The organism is Ignatzschineria ureiclastica (genome assembly GCF_003121845.1).
Taxonomy (GTDB): domain Bacteria; phylum Pseudomonadota; class Gammaproteobacteria; order Cardiobacteriales; family Wohlfahrtiimonadaceae; genus Ignatzschineria; species Ignatzschineria ureiclastica.
The window spans coordinates 14259-31321 of sequence record NZ_QEWQ01000002.1; the positions used below are offsets into that span (position 1 = coordinate 14259).

Sequence of the window (17063 nt, forward strand, 5' to 3'; positions counted from 1 at the left end):
ACTGAGAGATCAGAGCGTAGTAAAAAGAGAGAATCATAGTAAGCTGGAATAATAAAAAATGCTGTGACCGGAATCACAGCATCTCTTTCTATTTCGATGGATATCGTTCAATCATTATCTAATGATAACTCACTGATTGATTATTTAAGGTTCACTTTCCACTTACCATCTTGTTTGATGAGATCTAAAGCACTGCCCTCACCATCATTCGTTGTACCATTACCATAAACAACTGTCATAGTAACAGATGCTTGAGTTTTATCTTCATTGTAGGTGACACTATCAATTTTAACCTCTTTCACGCCGCCTTTAGCATCGGTATCTTCTTTGGCCATTTGTGTAAACATGGCTAATTTACCCATCACCATTGATTTTTCTTGAGGATCCATTTTGTCGCTATCAGGTACATAGATAATATCGAGTAATTTATCGCTATCGCCTTTACCTTCGAAGAATACTTTCACAAATTCTTTAGTGGCCGCTTCAGGTGAATCAGCATTGTTAGAGCACGCTACAGCAACAAAAGCAAAAATACAGAGGGTAAAAAAGAGTTTTAATTGTTTCATGGTATAGAACCTTATCATTTCGGGGTTAAGAGATAATGCGATTATTACATAAACCTTTTTAACTTACAAATGTATAGTTTTGATTTTTTATTTTAATATTAGTGAGTTAACTTGATGATTCTTTTGCTTAGGAAATGGTTATTATCGGCTATTAAAGTTACATATTATAGTTATGTCGGTTTAAAATAAGCTTATTTAAATGCCGGCGCATCGGCTGTAATAAGTAAGGAAGCCATTCTATCCGGCATCTTGCAAGTGTTGTTTAAAATCATTTTTCTTAAACCAAATTTACTATATAAAGTCAGCGATTAAATTGGTTATGAATAATCGGCAATGGAAAAGCCTAGTCTTGAAGTACTTTCAGTATCGTACTTTCAAAAACTAGGCTTTTAATTTTGACCTCTCTTGATCTTAAGAGAAATTCATTGAATAAGTGATAGGCAATTTAAAACTATTTGGAGATGATTATTTTAATATTGCCTATCTATGAATCAGTAATGAATCAGTAATGAATTAGTGATCCATTACAGATGAATTCATGACTTATCCATTGATGACTGACTCATTATTTGTCGTAATGTTTACCTTTTACAGGATAACCATAGATCGAACCATCTTTGATCTTGATATCTTTATCCCAAGGCAATTTATATTTACCATTAGCAAGATCGTGGATATAAGTTAGTTCTGTTTCGTGGTCGCCACCTGGGTCACCCACATAGGCACGGTTACCAAGGTTATAGATATTATTCTCTAAGCCCCAGGTTCTGCGAGCGCCATCTGCTAGCACAGGATAGATTTCACCGGTTACAATCTCACCGGGTGAACGGGTTCCTTGTTGTAATACGGTTCCATCAAAGTTACAGATTTGGCCTTCACCGAAGTAGTAGAAAGTACCATCATAACCTGCGCAGTTGACAGATACGGTGTACATAAGATTATGCCACGCATTTGAACGGTTGGTTAAGATCCATTGATCTTGTACTTGCGTGCTATAGCCAGAGATTCGGATAAAGACGTTTGCCCCTTTATAAGCCGCTTCGCGAGCTACTTCAGGGATCATTCCATCGTGACAGATACAAACTGCTAATTTACTACCGCCAGGACCTTCACATACTGGCATACCAAGATCACCTGGTGACCAAGGCTCGATCGGCGTCCATGGGAAGAGTTTACGGTATTTAAGAATAATTTCCCCTTCAGGATTAATGATAATCGCAGTATCAAAAGGGTTTTTGGTAGGATCAGGATTACGCTCAATAATAGAGAATACCCCATAAACACCTGCTTCTTTACAAGCTTGTGCGTAGATATCTGTCTCTTTTCCAGGGACATCGATTAAGAATTCTTCAGTGAGCCATTTTTCAGTATTCAACCCTTGTGTACTATATTCAGGGAAGATAATGAGCTCTAAGCCAGGATATCCTGCTTTTGTATGATGGATAATACGTACAATATTGTCGATCTGTTTGTCGATATCTGCACGGCTATTCACAACGGGTACAGGATATTGTACTGCTGCAACGAGGAAACCTAATTCAGGTTTAGTCATACTTCCGATTGAACCCATAACATCACTCCTTACTAAAAAGTTGTTTGATATTAAATTCTGCGACTAAAATATTTAAATCGCATTATTAATATAATATAGATAGTAAATAATTAAAAGAAATATTTTTAAATAAATTGATAAGTATTTAAGTTTTTGTAAATTGCATTACGTTAAATACCAGAATTTCGATCTAGGAAATAGCAGATCGAAAATAATGGATAGAAGTAGGGTGTATTTGGGAGGCATTGATAAATGATTGAGAGCCGATTGGCGCGGTCCGCTTGGTTCTGCTCTTTTATGCTGCTTTTATTCTATTTTTCTTCTATGGGATCTCTTATTTCTTCATTAATATTTTTGATGAGATATTTGAGAAGGCAGAAAAGAGAGAGAAGAGAAGATCATGAGGTCGCTCCGTCTGAGTTATGACTCATTGATATATAAGAATAAAATGGATAAACCCATAATTTATCAATTAATATAGCTTTTAAATGGGTGTGAGTTAACTTTATTTAAATTATTTGATAATAAATTATCATAATCTAGGTCAAATTTTTGAAGTATTACTTATGCTATATTCATCAGCGTAGTAAGACGAACTTCAATAAAGAGATCGGATATGAAAATAGATAGAGGTTGTAATTTATTGTTACCGAAAGAGATGGCTCAAGTTGCTGATGATATTTATTGTTATAAAGCAAGCAAATCTTTTAAGGAAACATTGTTATCAGCTTTTATGGCGGGAATATTTATCTCTATTGCCGTAGTCTTTTACACCACAGTGACAACTGGCACGAGCTTAGTACCCATCGGTTGGGCGAAGTTAATTGGGGGAATCTGTTTCTCATTAGGATTAATGTTGGTGGTCGTTTGTGGTGCGGATCTCTTTACTTCGGCAGTATTAACAATTATCCCGAAAGCTACGGGAAGAATTAGTTGGCAACAGATGCTTCGGCATTGGGGATATGTCTATCTGGGCAATTTTATCGGCGCACTCTTTTTTGTCGGATTGATCTGGTTTTCAGGACAATATAAGGTTGCCGGCGGTGCTTGGGGGCTCAATTTGTTACAGTTTGCGCAACATAAAGTAGAACATAGTTTTATAGAGGCGATCTGTTTAGGGATTTTAGCAAACTTGATGGTCTGCTTAGCGGTATGGATGAGCTATGCAGGTAAGACATTGATGGATAAATTATTTGCGCTCATTTTACCGATAGCGATGTTTGTTGCGAGTGGTTTTGAGCATAGCATTGCGAATATGTTTTTGATTCCGCTCGGTATTATTATCAAAAAATGGGCTCCTCAAACATTTTGGGAGCAAGTGGGCACATCGCCGGAGGCATTTCCTCATTTAAATAGTACGGAATTTTTGTTCAATAATTTATTACCCGTCACGATAGGTAACATTGTGGGTGGCGCGGTGTTAGTAGGTCTCTTTTATTGGCTGATCTATCTTAGAAATCAGCAAGTGCAGCAATAAGCGTTAGGCCAAAATTTAAAGTTCCCTTATTAAAAGGACACAAATTATGTTGGATTTAAAAGAAAAATTTGCGAAAGCTTGGGATGGTTTTAAACAAGGTGAATGGCAAGAAGGCGTTGATGTACGTGACTTCATTCAGAAAAACTATACCCCTTATGAAGGCGATGAGTCCTTTTTAGCTGGCGCAACGCCAGCAACGACCCAATTGTGGGAAAAGGTTCTAGAAGGTATTAAGATTGAGAACCAAACTCACGCACCTGTAGATTTTGATACCGATAAAGCTTCTACAATTACCGCACATGATGCCGGTTATATCGAAGAAGGTTTAGAGAAAATCGTAGGTTTACAAACTGATGCACCTTTGAAACGTGCCATTATTCCTTTTGGTGGTATCAAAATGGTGGAAGGATCTTGTAAAGCGTATGATCGTGAGCTTGATCCTGATTTGAAAAAAATCTTTACCGAATATCGTAAAACCCATAACCAAGGGGTATTTGATGTCTATACACCCGATATTCTAAAATGTCGTAAATCCGGGGTTTTAACGGGTTTACCTGATGCGTATGGTCGTGGTCGTATTATCGGAGATTATCGCCGAGTTGCGCTCTATGGTATTGATTTCTTGATGGAAGATAAATTCAAGCAATTTGCCTCACTACAATCTCGGTTAGAAGCGGGAGAAGATCTAGAGATGACGATTCAGCTTCGAGAAGAGATTGCTGAGCAACATCGCGCACTGGGTCAAATGAAAGAGATGGCGGCAAAATATGGCTTTGATATCTCAGGACCTGCGACTACAGCACAAGAAGCGGTACAATGGACTTACTTTGCTTACCTTGCGGCAGTCAAATCGCAAAATGGAGCCGCAATGTCCTTTGGTCGAGTATCAACATTCTTAGATATCTACATTCAACGGGATATTGAAGCAGGACGCTTAACAGAAGTCGAAGCGCAAGAGCTGATTGACCATTTAGTGATGAAATTACGGATGGTGCGTTTTTTACGAACTCCTGAATATGATGAACTCTTCTCAGGCGATCCTATTTGGGCCACAGAATCCCTTGCAGGTATGGGCTTAGATGGACGGACATTAGTAACTAAAAACACCTTCCGCTTCCTCAATACACTCTACACAATGGGGCCATCGCCTGAGCCTAACTTAACGGTGTTATGGTCAGAACAGCTCCCACAAGGCTTTAAAGAGTATGCGGCGAAAGTTTCGATCGATACTTCATCGATTCAATATGAGAATGATGACTTAATGCGCCCGGACTTTGGTAGCGATGATTATGCGATTGCTTGCTGTGTGAGCCCGATGATCGTGGGTAAACAGATGCAGTTCTTTGGTGCTCGTGCCAACCTTGCGAAAACACTTCTCTACAGTATCAATGGTGGTATGGATGAGAAGATGAAGATGCAAGTCGGGCCAAAACATGCGCCGATGACTGATGAGATCTTGGATTACGATAAAGTAATGGCAAGTATGGATCAATTTATGGATTGGTTAGCGACACAATATGTCACAGCGCTTAATGTCATTCACTATATGCATGATAAGTATAGCTATGAAGCGGCCTTGATGGCGTTACATGATCGTGATGTTTATCGGACAATGGCTTGTGGTATTGCCGGTCTTTCAGTGGCGGCGGATTCACTCTCAGCAATTAAATATGCCAAAGTTAGACCGATTCGGGATGAAGATGGCATTGCCGTAGATTTTGAGATCGAAGGGGAGTATCCACAATTTGGTAACAATGATGCTCGAGTAGATGATATTGCGTGTGATCTTGTGGAGCGTTTTATGAAGAAAATTCAGAAACTCCCTACCTATCGGAATGCAGTACCTACCCAGTCTGTGTTAACCATTACTTCTAATGTGGTGTATGGTAAGAAAACAGGAAATACGCCGGATGGTCGCCGCGCAGGTGAACCTTTTGGTCCTGGTGCAAACCCAATGCACGGTCGAGATCAGAAAGGGGCGATTGCTTCATTAACCTCGGTGGCGAAAATTCCGTATGCTTATGCGAAAGATGGGATCTCTTATACTTTCTCAATCGTACCGAATGCTTTAGGGAAAGATGATCAAGCGCGTAAAGCGAACCTTGCCGGTATGATGGATGGATATTTCCATCACGATAGTGAGTTTGAGGGTGGACAACATCTGAATGTCAATGTGATGAATCGTGAGATGTTACTTGATGCGATGGATCATCCAGAGAAATATCCACAGCTCACCATTCGGGTATCGGGCTATGCTGTACGCTTTAACTCTCTCACCAGAGAGCAGCAGCAAGATGTGGTGACTCGAACCTTTACACAGACGATGTAATATTACATACAAATATTACATACAAATCTTTCTATTGAATTATACGATAGAGAGTAGTTTAAAACCTTAGGATAGAGACTTTGTTGTTAGAAGTCTCTACCCCTAAGATAACTTTGGAGAGATCCTTATGTCAGTACTCGGACGTATCCATTCTTGTGAATTTGATGGTACCGCTTATGGTTCAGAAATTCGCTTTAACAATGTTTCTCAAGGCTATTTACAATTTTTAGATAGTCAAAACCGCTATTGTAATAGTAAGCAACATTTGGTCGCTTTTAATGAAGCCTATAAGTTAGAAGGAATTCATCCGCCCTCTATGCGTGTATGAGATAAGTGAAGTCCATTCTCACATTCTATGGACCCCAAGTAATCTACTAAAACTTGTCACTCAGATGGATTGTACAGATTGTATTAGGTAGTCAGTATGCTTATTCGCATTTGCAAAATGTCACGATCACATTATTAAAGCAGCAAGTTCACGCTGATAACGACAACAACGACTTATTCCGTTCTTGATCATTTCTAATTCAAAATTTTTAAATTCAACTATTTTTGATACAGATAGCTTGAATAGGATTTTTGTTGCCATTATTTCAGTGTAGAGCCTTTAAATGCTCGGTTAGTAGGGACTTTAAATCTTATTTTTACCGCATTAATTTTTGGAGATACCATTATGTGTGCCAATCAAGTTAGCTCTATTGCTATAAGCCCCACTGATACCTCAATTGAAACTCGAACGAAACAGATAACGAAAGCGAAGTCAAAATTGGCTTGGCGCCGTTCAGATACTGTTTGGATGCTCGGCCTATATGGTACTGCTATTGGTGCCGGAGTTCTATTCTTACCGATCAATGCCGGTATTAGTGGTCTGATTCCACTCTTAATTATGCTAGTTTTAGCATTTCCTATGACTTTCTATGCTCATAGAGGGCTATGTCGCTTTGTCTTATCGGGCAAAAATCCCGGTGAAGATATTACAGAAGTGGTAGAAGAACATTTCGGTAAGCGAGCGGGTAAGTTGATAACGCTTCTCTATTTCTTCGCGATCTATCCCATTCTGCTTGTATATAGTGTTGCGATTACGAATACTGTGGAGAGCTTTATTGTCAATCAGCTGCATATGTCGGCGCCACCGCGTATTATTCTGTCACTCGTGCTAATCGTCGGTATTATGGGGATTGTCCGCCTGGGTGAACAAGCAATTGTAAAAGCGATGAGTGTACTTGTCTTTCCATTTGTTGCTGTATTGATGATTTTAGCGATCTATCTAATTCCTCAATGGAATGGTGCGATCTTAGATACCCTCTCTTTTAGTCAAGCAAATGCGGCAAGTAGTGCAAACTTAGGACAAGGATTGTTTGTAACGCTTTGGCTTGCCATTCCTGTGATGGTCTTCTCTTTCAATCATTCACCGATTATTTCAGCTTTTGCTGTGGCGAAGAGAGAAGAGTATGGAGATAACGCTGAGAAAAAATGTTCACAAATTTTGGCTTTTGCGCACATTATGATGGTAATTACAGTGATGTTCTTCGTTTTTAGCTGTGTATTTAGCCTTTCTCCTGAAAATTTAGCAGAAGCAAAAGCGCAAAATATTAGTATCTTATCTTACTTAGCAAACCACTTTGAAGCACCCGTCATTGCGTATATCGCCCCCTTTATCGCCTTTGTTGCCATTACTAAATCATTCCTTGGACATTATTTAGGTGCAAGAGAAGGTTTTAATGGGCTTGTTGTGAAGAGCTTACGTGATAAAGGTAAAACGATTGATAAAAACCGTTTGAATAAAATTACAGCTGCTTTTATGTTGATTACCACTTGGATCGTCGCCACATTAAATCCTAGTATTTTAGGGATGATTGAGACATTAGGTGGACCTGTTATTGCAATGCTTCTCTTCTTAATGCCGATGTATGCGATTCGCAAAGTCCCCGCAATGAAGAAATATCAAGGTGCTGTGAGTAATATCTTCGTAGTTATCATGGGTTTAATTGCCATCTCAGCGGTATTTTACGGTCTTATTAGCTCATTTATTAGTTAGTTCTTCAGAGAAATAGGTTTTGCTGATATTAGAATATGGACAAGAGAGATGGCTACTTTGCAAACGTAGGGTAGTCATACTCTAAAGGTAAAAGATTAATCTATAATCTAGTACAACACTAGCTTATAATCCTTCCCTTAATTCGTAGAAATACCTATTGGCAATTACCAAAGCTAGCGAATAATGCGTATTTTAGCCACTAAAATCTAGTAATAAATAATATCCCTTAAATAATCAACAAGATAATCAACCTCTAACTGAATAGATGAGTGATTGAACGTGGGTAATAAATTCCAATGATTAGCTTGTTGCACTTTTAAATTAGGAAAGTGAATGATGATTAGCGTATTTGAAATTTTCAAAATTGGCATTGGCCCCTCAAGTTCTCATACTGTCGGCCCGATGAAAGCCGGTAAATCTTTTGTGGATCAATTACAATCAGAGGGATTGATTGATTCGGTTTCCCGTATTGTGGTGGATGTATATGGTTCACTCTCTTTAACCGGAAAGGGTCATGCGACCGATAGTGCCATTATTATGGGACTAGCCGGTAATCTCCCGGATACTGTCGATATCGATAATATCGCCCCTTTTGTAGAGAAAGTGACGCAGACCGGTCATTTAATGATTGCCAATGGCATTAAAGAGGTGGATTTCCCCATCGAGAGTAGCATGAATTTTCATCGGCATAATTTACCACTGCATGAAAACGGTATGACTATCACCGCTTTGAATGGTGAACAGATACTTTTGAAAAAGACGTATTACTCTGTTGGTGGTGGTTTTATTGTGGATGAAGAGCACTTTGGCGAAGAGGAGACATCGACTATTCAAGTGCCTTATCCTTATCAATATGCCGCAGATCTCTGTCGTTATTGTGATGAAACAGGATTATCACTCTCATCGCTTGTGATGAAAAATGAGCTGGCGCTTCGTAGTCGTGAAGAGATTTTAGCTCACTTTGCTGATGTTTGGCAGGTGATGAAAGATGGGATTGAGCGAGGTACAACGACAGAGGGGCTATTACCAGGGCCACTTCGAGTACCTCGCAGAGCGCCAGCACTTCGAAATATGTTGCTTGCGGAAGGAAAACATAGTACTGATCCGATGGCGGTTGTGGATTGGGTCAATATGTTTGCTTTAGCCGTGAATGAAGAGAATGCTGCTGGCGGACGAGTGGTCACAGCACCGACGAATGGGGCTTGCGGTATTATTCCAGCAGTTCTCTCTTATTATGATCGATTTATTCATCCTGTGGATGAGAATGCTTATAGCCGTTTCTTCTTAGTGGCCGGCGTGATTGGAACACTCTATAAGATGAATGCTTCAATTTCAGGGGCTGAAGTAGGTTGCCAAGGGGAAGTCGGTGTGGCTTGTTCGATGGCGGCTGGTGCTTTAACCGAATTGCTCGGGGGCACACCAAAACAGGTCTGTAATGCCGCTGAGATAGCGATGGAGCATAATTTAGGGCTGACTTGTGATCCTGTTGCAGGACAAGTACAAGTGCCTTGTATCGAGCGTAACGCAATTGCGGCAGTAAAAGCGATCAATGCTTCACGAATGTCTATGCGCCGTTCGAGTGATCCTCGTGTCTGTTTAGATAAAGTGATCGAGACGATGTTTGAAACCGGAAAAGATATTAATGCCAAATATCGGGAAACTTCACAAGGTGGCTTAGCGATTAAACTCGCACCTTGTGATTAATAAAATTATCAATATTGGAAAAGCTTCAAGGGTAGTATCGAATCGAGACTAGCAGTTAATAGTTAGAGATATTATAAAATGAAAGAAGCCCATTCTAAGACCTCTGAAAGTCTGAGAATGGGCTTTTTATTGATTTGATCATTCAGTGGTTTGATCGTTCAGCTGTTATGCAGAGTAACCAGATTAGTGATTAATCCATCATACTGATATTTTTAGTTTCTTTGACAAAGTAGACCGCTAAGAAACTGATAACTGCAACAACGGCAACATAGTAACCCACATAGTAGATTCCACGATCAAACCCCATCAGATAGGTAATGATGAACGGGGGCAATGATCCACCTAAGATACCACCTAAGTTATAGGTCATTGAAGCACCGGTATAACGGATATTGGTTGGGAAAATTTCAGGTAAAAAAGCGCCCATAGGTGCAAAATTTAGACCCATTGCAAAAAGACCAAAAGAGAGATAGAGCAAGGTTAAGCCTGTATGATCACTTAAAATTGCGCTTCCAAAGAGTGTTCCGGCAACGATAATAATTAAATAGCTAATTAATAGAATTGGTTTACGGCCATATTTATCCGATAACATTGCCGAAATCGGTGAGGCTAGTGCCATAAAGAGAATGGCCACAGAAAGCATTAACAGATACTCGGTTCTTGAGTAGAGCCCGTGAGTCGTTGCGTATTGCAGCGAGAAGACGGTAATCATGAAGAAAAGTGTATAACACGCAACCATACTGATAGAGCCAAGTGCTAACATTTTAAGATGTTTAGTACACATCTCAACGAATGGAACGCGCACAGTATTTTGTTGTTTTTCAACTTTTTGGAAAGCTGGGCTTTCGATAATGCTAATACGCACATATAAACCGATAATGACAAGTACTGAACTTAAAATAAACGGTATACGCCAACCCCAAGCATTCACGCTATCAGGGCTTAAAGTCTGTTCAATAACAATGAAGATTGCACAAGAAGCGATAAAGCCGATTGGGGGGCCTAATTGTGGGAACATACCAAAGAGTGCGCGTTTACCTTTCGGTGCATTCTCGGTTGCTAACAGTGCAGCACCTCCCCATTCCCCACCAAGCCCTAAGCCTTGACCAAAACGTAAGAGGCAGAGCAAAATGGGTGCTATAAAACCGATAGAATGGTAGGTTGGTAAAAAGCCGATTAAGGTTGTACTAATCCCCATAATGAGTAGTGAAGAGACGAGTGTCGCTTTACGTCCAATTCTATCGCCAAAGTGACCAAAAAGTGCAGAGCCAACAGGGCGTGCAACAAAGGCAACGCCGAAGGTGAGGAATGCAAGGAGCGATTGCGCTTCGGGACTAGAAGAAGGGAAGAATAGTGGCCCGATAAAGAGCGCAGTGGCTAAACCAAAAATATAGAAGTCATAGAACTCAACAGCGGTGCCAATAAAGCTCGCAAAAGCGACACGAGTATAGGAATTTTGAGCAGGTGCAGATGATGCATCCGCAGACTTTGTTTGCATTTGTGATGACATGGGAAACACCTTTTGTGTAAGTCATTAGTATTATAATTATTAATTGATTCAATGACCTATTGGTGTTTAAAGGCAGGATGGTGCTTTAGACATTTCAACCTTGTGGGTTATAAACCAATAGTGTATTAGGTATATCACATCTCTTTTTATAAAAAAAGCACTAACGATTCACAAAATTTATGACATTTGTTCATAAGGGCGAATTTAAAAGGAAAATGCAGTTTGAGTAGATGTCGATAGCTACGAGTGAAGCGTTAAAATAGTTTCTAAGTAGAGAGCTTCTGTATATTGTAGTAAAGTATGTAAATATTAGTATATGATGGATTTGTGATGAGTATATGTAAATGAATGGTGTAAATATTGAAATCAATATTGCAACATTAAGATTAAGTGGGATTAAGTTAGAAATTAATGAAAATATCTGCGAATTCCATTGCAAATAAAGTTACAAATAAAGTTATAAATTAAATTGTAAGTTCAACTATTTTAATGAATGAAATATTGCAATATAGAGAGGGTAATATGATGAAATCTCCATTGAAGAAAACAGGTTTAAAAGCAGCGGTATTACTATTAGCTGTGAGTGTTGTGGCTGCTTGTGCGGTAACGCCAGCAGAGAAATCAGCTGAAGCAAAAGCACGAGCTGAGCAGATGCTTCAAACGCAAGTAAGCCTTGCTTCGCAATGTAGTCCGCAAGCTGCAAGCCTAATGCAAGAGATGCCTCAGGCGAATAGTTTATCTCCAGCAGAGAAGAAAGTTTTTGAAGCGAAATATCTCAGTGTGGTGAACAATCCTGTATTCCAAGCTTGTTATAAGATGGCGTGGGAAGATTATCGAGAAGAGAATGCAATGCAAGCTGAACAGATGGCTGCTTGGGAAGAGGCAGATAATGCCGCGTGGGATAATGGATTCTTCTTTAATGGTCCATTTGGTTGGTACTATTAATTCATTTATAGATGAATTTTATCTATATGAAAATAGGGTAATACGCAGAGTAATATAAGGATCAAAAAGAAGCGCAAGTTTATTAGAGCTTGCGCTTTTTCATTTTTGTCTTCGCCACTTGTAATGTGCGAGCTTTTACTAGAAATTGTACACCAATATTTTATTGCGAAAATTGGGCGCTTTGAAGTAGTAAAAGCGGATCAAGCGAAGGACTTTCATTTTCAGAAGTGATGGCGACAATGACGACTTTACCATCAGGATATCGTTTTAGACGTTGCCAAGTGTGAAGCTCTGCATTATTTAAGCGATAAAATATTTCATTCTTATCCGGATTAATGGTCATAATTTCCATCTTAACTGTATCTGGCGTTTGCGATAACAGTTGTTCTGCATACGCTTCGAGTGAAAGAGTTTGTTCGGCTTCAGTGAGATGACCGCCGGTTACCATCGCTGTAATCCCATGTCTTTGCGAATATTGCGCTAGAAGCGTACCCTCGGGGGCGAGTGTTGAGTCGATATTTTTATAGCTATTATCAAGATTGAGTGTCACGAGTCCTTGTTTAGAGATGACCTCTTCTTCAGATAATGGTTTAAAACGATCATATATTAAGAATATGACGATTACAGCGATAATAGCGATTAGGGAGGCTTTCTTATTACTCACAGTTTGAACACTCTCTTTATGGTATCTGTTATAAATAATGAATCATCGTAGATTATAAATGGCGATTGTAACACTATTATTTGGGTAATAGATGATGGAAGAAATAGAATCTATTTAAGGTTGTTGTAGTATCGCTTGGCATTCGATTGGTAACACTTTAGGTGCTTTAGGGCTCGCCGGGGCTTTAGGCTTTGGTGGTGCGGTTGTCCACTTTATCTGATCATTGACCCAATTGGCAAGAGAGCTATCACAGCCAGAACCTCGCGGGATCGGTGCTTGAGCAATACATCCCGTAGAATCTTTAGGGCATTTTAAACGAATATGAAAATGGGAATCATGGCCATACCAAGGGCGAAGTTTGCCGAGCCAGCGTTGATCCTTTTCTGTAGCACATAGATGGGCTTTAATGACCGGATTGACAAAGATACGCTCGGTTTCAGGATATTGACTTGCGGTAAATAGGAGCTCCCTGTAAAAAGGTCGCCAATGTTGATTGATTTTCCCCGTTGCCGGATTAACGACAGATGGTGTTTGTAAGGATTCTTGGAGCTTTTTAGGTAGATGATCTGTGCGTTCCTCAAACCAAATATCCATATCAAGCCCCGTTTGATGGCTTGCATGACCAAAATTCGCCGGGCCGCCACGAGGCTGTGAGATATCTCCAAAGATGAGAATCTTTCCACGCTGATTTGCCCAAAGATCAAGATAATTAATGAAGGTGGCAATTGCCGGCATTCCATAATGGCGATTGCGACTGGGGCGGACTTGCTCATAGCCGACGCTTTTAGTGGGAATATCAATGCCGCCAGAAAAACAGCCATTGGCATAGCTACCATAAATTTCACTAGGGCCGGTTGTTGGACGTTTTACAGTATGCCAATCTGCCGCTAATATGAGCGGTGAGATGGATAGTGTTAAAAGTGTCAAAAGGGAGGTTGCAAAGAATCGTTTCATAGATAGTTCTCATTAAATCGTAAGGCATTCAATCGTTAGAGTTAGACACAATAAAATAGAATTGTAGAATTGATCAAAAGAGGATAAATACAGAAATAGAATATCGAGAGAGTAAGAATATCGGAAGAGTAGAATTCTATTGAGTTGTATTTTATTGATTCAATAGCTTTATTGTATCTATTTATGCTTAATGAGGAAATAAGAGGATGCGTTAAGTGTTATGTTTTAGATGATTGCCTTTAAATGATAGGCAATAAAAAAGCCTAGATAATTGATCTAGGCTATCTTATTAATGGCGGAATGGACGGGATTCGAACCCGCGACCCCCTGCGTGACAGGCAGGTATTCTAACCAGCTGAACTACCACTCCGAGATTAGAATTGCTACTCTAAATAGCTTTACCTGATAAAATCAAATTTAATTTCATCTATCAGATAACTGATAAAAAATGGCGGAATGGACGGGATTCGAACCCGCGACCCCCTGCGTGACAGGCAGGTATTCTAACCAGCTGAACTACCACTCCGAGATTTCTTTTTCGTTGTTGCCAACTAAGGAATGCTATTATACGAAAAAATTCGAGCTTGTCATCTTTATTTTTCAATTTGTGTAATAAACAATCAAAATATAATTTGCGCTCGAAATGTCATTTTCAGTAGCTATTGATTTATAGGAACTATTTCATCAATCAGTAATTGTAAAACATGCTACACTGAATGTCAGTCATGAATTTACATTTAAGAGGCAATTTATGAATTTACACAGAATTATTTTGGCAGGCATCGGCTTATTCTCAACCACAGTTGCATTGGCTGCCCCTTCTACCACGATTCCTAGCTTAGAGATTGCGCCGTTATCAGAATCGCAATCCGTGCAAGTGGTATTAGATTTAGAGGATAACCGTTTCTCAGTAACGGGTGGTTGCAACACGATGGTTGGGCAAGTTTATGTCACGGATCACGGTACTTTCCTTGTGAAGCAGGGGCATAATGGCGCCGGTCTTGCTTCAACGATGATGGCTTGCCCAGCAGATTTACAAAAATTAGATGATCGTATCTCTAAATTTATCGTGAATAATCCTAAAGTCGTGCGTAGTGGGGATGATCTTTACCTTGTAGGGACTATTGATGGTGAAAAGGCTTCAGCCTATCTTCCGATTGAGTTAGATAAAGGCGCTTATCAAGATGTCGTTGCTAAGCCTTATGAGCAAGTTTTCTATTATGTATCAAGCGAACAGGTTCCTTGTGAAGCGGATAGTAAAGAGAAGTGTTTACAAATTCGTCAAGATAAAATTTCTGAGTGGCAACCTTATGAGGGGAAAATTGAAGGGTTTACGCCAATTGACGGTTATGAATATCGTCTTCGTTTAAAAGAGTACAAGAATGAAGATGGTTCCGTAAAACATCAATTAGATATGGTTGTTGAGCAAGAGAAAGTTGGAGCGTAATCAATACGCTTGTATCGGATGATCACTTATCATGTATAACTAGGTAACACGAAAATAGAAAAGCAGTTCAATTGAACTGCTTTTTTGATGCTGTCTATTTGATTCTGTTTGATGTGCGTACTAGAGCCAACCCTTACGCTTGAAGAGTAGATAGGGCGCAATTCCCGAGAGAATCATTGCTGCGATAGAGATAGGGTAGCTAATTGTATAATTAAGTTCCGGCATTGGGAAGTTCATCCCATAGATACTTGCAATTAATGTCGGCGGTAAGAAGACCACAGAAGCAATAGAGAATATTTTAATAATTCGGCTTTGTTCGAGAGAGATTTTACCGGTCGCCGCATCAAGTAAGAAGTTGACCTTATCGAAGAGGAACGTAGTATGTCCTGTGAGTGATTCTAAATCTTGCAAAATTTCGCGGACATCATTTTTTTGCTCTTCCGATAAGACTTGTGTTCGCATCAAAAATGAGAATGATCGGCGCGTATCCATTAGGGATAATCGAGCCTTACCATTCATATCTTCTTGCATTGCAATATTTTGTAATACTTCTTCCATTGTCGGTTTCTTGTCAGAATCCTCATCTTGAGATTCAAGGCGTTTACGCTTTTTGCCTTTTTTAGTCTGTGCTTCTTCAGCTTCTTCTTCCATCGCTAGAACATAGGGGCTAGTATTTTCTAATTCGGCGTAAATTCGCTCTAATACATCGGCAACGTGTTCAATCGCTGTTTCATGTAAGCCTATGAGAATATTCATCACATCCACTTTGCCATCTGTCAGTTCTAATTGTACTTGGCGTGCACGCAGTCGATAGAGACGAAATGCTGAGAGATCTTCATCATGAATGGTGAAAAGGCGGTTGTTGTAAATAGAGAAAGCGACGGTGATATTTTTCGCGCTTGAGTCAAAGTCATTGAGAAAGAAACTATGAATATGCAAACCATCTTCATCTTCATAAAAACGAGCAGAGGCTTCTAAGTCATTGATTTCAGCTTTTTCAGGAAGATCTAATTTGAAATGGTTTTCCACTAAAAGTCGTTCATCTTCTGTGGGATCTACAAGATCAATCCAGATCATTTCATCTGTAAAGTCTTCTGCATGCTGAACAGAAATCTGTTTGAGACGATTATCTTTGAGTGTAAATCCTGAAATCATTTTAAAAAGTTCCTCATCGGTTGAAATTGAAATGAATAAAATGTATGGCTTAAAGATAAGCTATTGTAGTCAAAAATCCTAATTTATCCCATTTTAATTATAGATTTATGCTGTGCTCTATGCTTATTTTTTAAGCATTAACTTGTATTCAATTAATACGAACACCATATATCAGGCAGATTATACAGCAGTAATACTTTGCCAATTAGAATTTTATGCTTGCATTTTTTTGAAAATATTATATAAGGCATGCAAAGATTTTAATTATTTGCACTTACAGTAAGGAGAAGAATCATATGTCAAATGATTATGATGATGATTTATTAGATGATGAAGATATCATGGAAGAAGATGTCCCCGATGTGACTGATGTGAAGGGCAGTAAATCCCAAGCATGGAGAAGCATTGAGGCCATTAGAGAAGAACGAGCACTTCAAAAGAAACTAGCGAAAGAATTTGATCTTGATAGCTTTGATGATTTGATTCTCGATGATGAGATTGATAAAGATTTATAATAGCTAGCGTTTAGTCATTTTTTGATGGTTTGGTTGTTTAATAACAGTTAATTTTATAACCAATTGTTATAACCAATTTATAACCAATAATAGATGCTTGATATTTGCAAAAAGGATTTGATTCTATAACGATAAAGGTTAATGAGAATCGGCTTGTTAAAAGTTATAGTGACATTCCGCAATAGATGTAGAGATAAGCTCGATATT

General features: G+C 39.2%; 14 protein-coding genes and 2 tRNA genes. 8 read left to right on the forward strand and 8 right to left on the reverse strand.

What is annotated here, in order from left to right:
- Positions 1-140: 140 nt before the first annotated feature.
- Entirely contained in the window at positions 141-566 is a 426-nt protein-coding gene (locus DC083_RS02880) for a DUF4878 domain-containing protein (RefSeq protein WP_157954879.1), read from the reverse strand.
- Between the two features lie 565 nt (positions 567-1131).
- Positions 1132-2136, reverse strand: a complete 1005-nt coding sequence (locus DC083_RS02885) for a formamidase (protein WP_026879181.1) — start codon at positions 2134-2136, stop codon at positions 1132-1134.
- A gap of 598 nt (positions 2137-2734) precedes the next feature.
- Between DC083_RS02885 and focA the strand changes: the two genes are divergently transcribed.
- The 5 genes from focA to DC083_RS02910 all read left to right on the forward strand — a co-directional run bounded on the left by focA (position 2735) and on the right by DC083_RS02910 (position 9666).
- Positions 2735-3595 carry a formate transporter FocA gene (gene focA / locus DC083_RS02890; protein WP_109188779.1) on the forward strand — a complete coding sequence of 287 codons (861 nt, stop codon included), beginning with the start codon at positions 2735-2737 and terminating at the stop codon, positions 3593-3595.
- Positions 3596-3641: 46 nt separating this feature from the next.
- Complete coding sequence (pflB, locus tag DC083_RS02895) at positions 3642-5924, forward strand: formate C-acetyltransferase (RefSeq protein ID WP_109188780.1); 2283 nt, start codon at positions 3642-3644, stop codon at positions 5922-5924.
- Between the two features lie 127 nt (positions 5925-6051).
- Positions 6052-6252, forward strand: a complete 201-nt coding sequence (locus tag DC083_RS02900) for a hypothetical protein (protein ID WP_109188781.1) — start codon at positions 6052-6054, stop codon at positions 6250-6252.
- A 345-nt stretch (positions 6253-6597) separates the two neighbouring features.
- Positions 6598-7962 carry an HAAAP family serine/threonine permease gene (locus DC083_RS02905; RefSeq protein WP_109188782.1) on the forward strand — a complete coding sequence of 455 codons (1365 nt, stop codon included), beginning with the start codon at positions 6598-6600 and terminating at the stop codon, positions 7960-7962.
- Between the two features lie 336 nt (positions 7963-8298).
- Complete coding sequence (locus DC083_RS02910; protein ID WP_109188957.1) at positions 8299-9666, forward strand: L-serine ammonia-lyase; 1368 nt, start codon at positions 8299-8301, stop codon at positions 9664-9666.
- A 190-nt stretch (positions 9667-9856) separates the two neighbouring features.
- Here the strand turns inward: DC083_RS02910 and DC083_RS02915 are convergent, their stop codons facing one another.
- Positions 9857-11176, reverse strand: a complete 1320-nt coding sequence (locus tag DC083_RS02915) for an MFS transporter (protein WP_229822658.1) — start codon at positions 11174-11176, stop codon at positions 9857-9859.
- Positions 11177-11698: 522 nt separating this feature from the next.
- On the opposite strand from DC083_RS02915, the gene DC083_RS02920 reads away from it, so the two are divergent.
- Entirely contained in the window at positions 11699-12121 is a 423-nt protein-coding gene (locus DC083_RS02920; protein ID WP_229822667.1) for a hypothetical protein, read from the forward strand.
- A 160-nt stretch (positions 12122-12281) separates the two neighbouring features.
- On the opposite strand, the gene DC083_RS02925 is transcribed toward DC083_RS02920, so the two are convergent.
- The 4 genes from DC083_RS02925 to DC083_RS02940 all read right to left on the reverse strand — a co-directional run bounded on the left by DC083_RS02925 (position 12282) and on the right by DC083_RS02940 (position 14265).
- Positions 12282-12785 (reverse strand): hypothetical protein, encoded by a 504-nt coding sequence (locus tag DC083_RS02925; RefSeq protein WP_109188783.1) that lies wholly within the window; start codon positions 12783-12785, stop codon positions 12282-12284.
- Between the two features lie 114 nt (positions 12786-12899).
- Positions 12900-13739 (reverse strand): penicillin-insensitive murein endopeptidase, encoded by an 840-nt coding sequence (mepA, locus tag DC083_RS02930; protein WP_109188784.1) that lies wholly within the window; start codon positions 13737-13739, stop codon positions 12900-12902.
- A 293-nt stretch (positions 13740-14032) separates the two neighbouring features.
- A tRNA-Asp gene (locus DC083_RS02935) sits at positions 14033-14109 on the reverse strand.
- Positions 14110-14188: 79 nt separating this feature from the next.
- Positions 14189-14265, reverse strand: a tRNA-Asp gene (locus tag DC083_RS02940).
- A 225-nt stretch (positions 14266-14490) separates the two neighbouring features.
- On the opposite strand from DC083_RS02940, the gene DC083_RS02945 reads away from it, so the two are divergent.
- A complete protein-coding gene (locus tag DC083_RS02945) occupies positions 14491-15186 on the forward strand; it encodes a DUF4377 domain-containing protein (RefSeq protein WP_109188785.1) in 696 nt (231 codons plus the stop codon).
- A 120-nt stretch (positions 15187-15306) separates the two neighbouring features.
- Here the strand turns inward: DC083_RS02945 and corA are convergent, their stop codons facing one another.
- Positions 15307-16341, reverse strand: a complete 1035-nt coding sequence (gene corA, locus DC083_RS02950) for a magnesium/cobalt transporter CorA (RefSeq protein WP_109188786.1) — start codon at positions 16339-16341, stop codon at positions 15307-15309.
- A gap of 296 nt (positions 16342-16637) precedes the next feature.
- Between corA and DC083_RS02955 the strand changes: the two genes are divergently transcribed.
- Positions 16638-16856, forward strand: a complete 219-nt coding sequence (locus DC083_RS02955) for a PA3496 family putative envelope integrity protein (protein WP_109188787.1) — start codon at positions 16638-16640, stop codon at positions 16854-16856.
- Positions 16857-17063 lie beyond the last annotated feature (207 nt).

Excerpts from the sequence above, each read along its gene's own strand:
- DC083_RS02880 (WP_157954879.1), bottom strand. The coding sequence starts at position 566 with ATGAAACAATTAAAACTCTTTTTTACCCTCTGTATTTTTGCTTTTGTT.
- DC083_RS02885 (WP_026879181.1), bottom strand. The coding sequence starts at position 2,136 with ATGGGTTCAATCGGAAGTATGACTAAACCTGAATTAGGTTTCCTCGTT.
- focA (WP_109188779.1), top strand. The coding sequence starts at position 2,735 with ATGAAAATAGATAGAGGTTGTAATTTATTGTTACCGAAAGAGATGGCT.
- pflB (WP_109188780.1), top strand. The coding sequence starts at position 3,642 with ATGTTGGATTTAAAAGAAAAATTTGCGAAAGCTTGGGATGGTTTTAAA.
- DC083_RS02900 (WP_109188781.1), top strand. The coding sequence starts at position 6,052 with ATGTCAGTACTCGGACGTATCCATTCTTGTGAATTTGATGGTACCGCT.
- DC083_RS02905 (WP_109188782.1), top strand. The coding sequence starts at position 6,598 with ATGTGTGCCAATCAAGTTAGCTCTATTGCTATAAGCCCCACTGATACC.
- DC083_RS02910 (WP_109188957.1), top strand. The coding sequence starts at position 8,299 with ATGATTAGCGTATTTGAAATTTTCAAAATTGGCATTGGCCCCTCAAGT.
- DC083_RS02915 (WP_229822658.1), bottom strand. The coding sequence starts at position 11,176 with ATGTCATCACAAATGCAAACAAAGTCTGCGGATGCATCATCTGCACCT.
- DC083_RS02920 (WP_229822667.1), top strand. The coding sequence starts at position 11,699 with ATGATGAAATCTCCATTGAAGAAAACAGGTTTAAAAGCAGCGGTATTA.
- mepA (WP_109188784.1), bottom strand. The coding sequence starts at position 13,739 with ATGAAACGATTCTTTGCAACCTCCCTTTTGACACTTTTAACACTATCC.
- DC083_RS02945 (WP_109188785.1), top strand. The coding sequence starts at position 14,491 with ATGAATTTACACAGAATTATTTTGGCAGGCATCGGCTTATTCTCAACC.
- corA (WP_109188786.1), bottom strand. The coding sequence starts at position 16,341 with ATGATTTCAGGATTTACACTCAAAGATAATCGTCTCAAACAGATTTCT.
- DC083_RS02955 (WP_109188787.1), top strand. The coding sequence starts at position 16,638 with ATGTCAAATGATTATGATGATGATTTATTAGATGATGAAGATATCATG.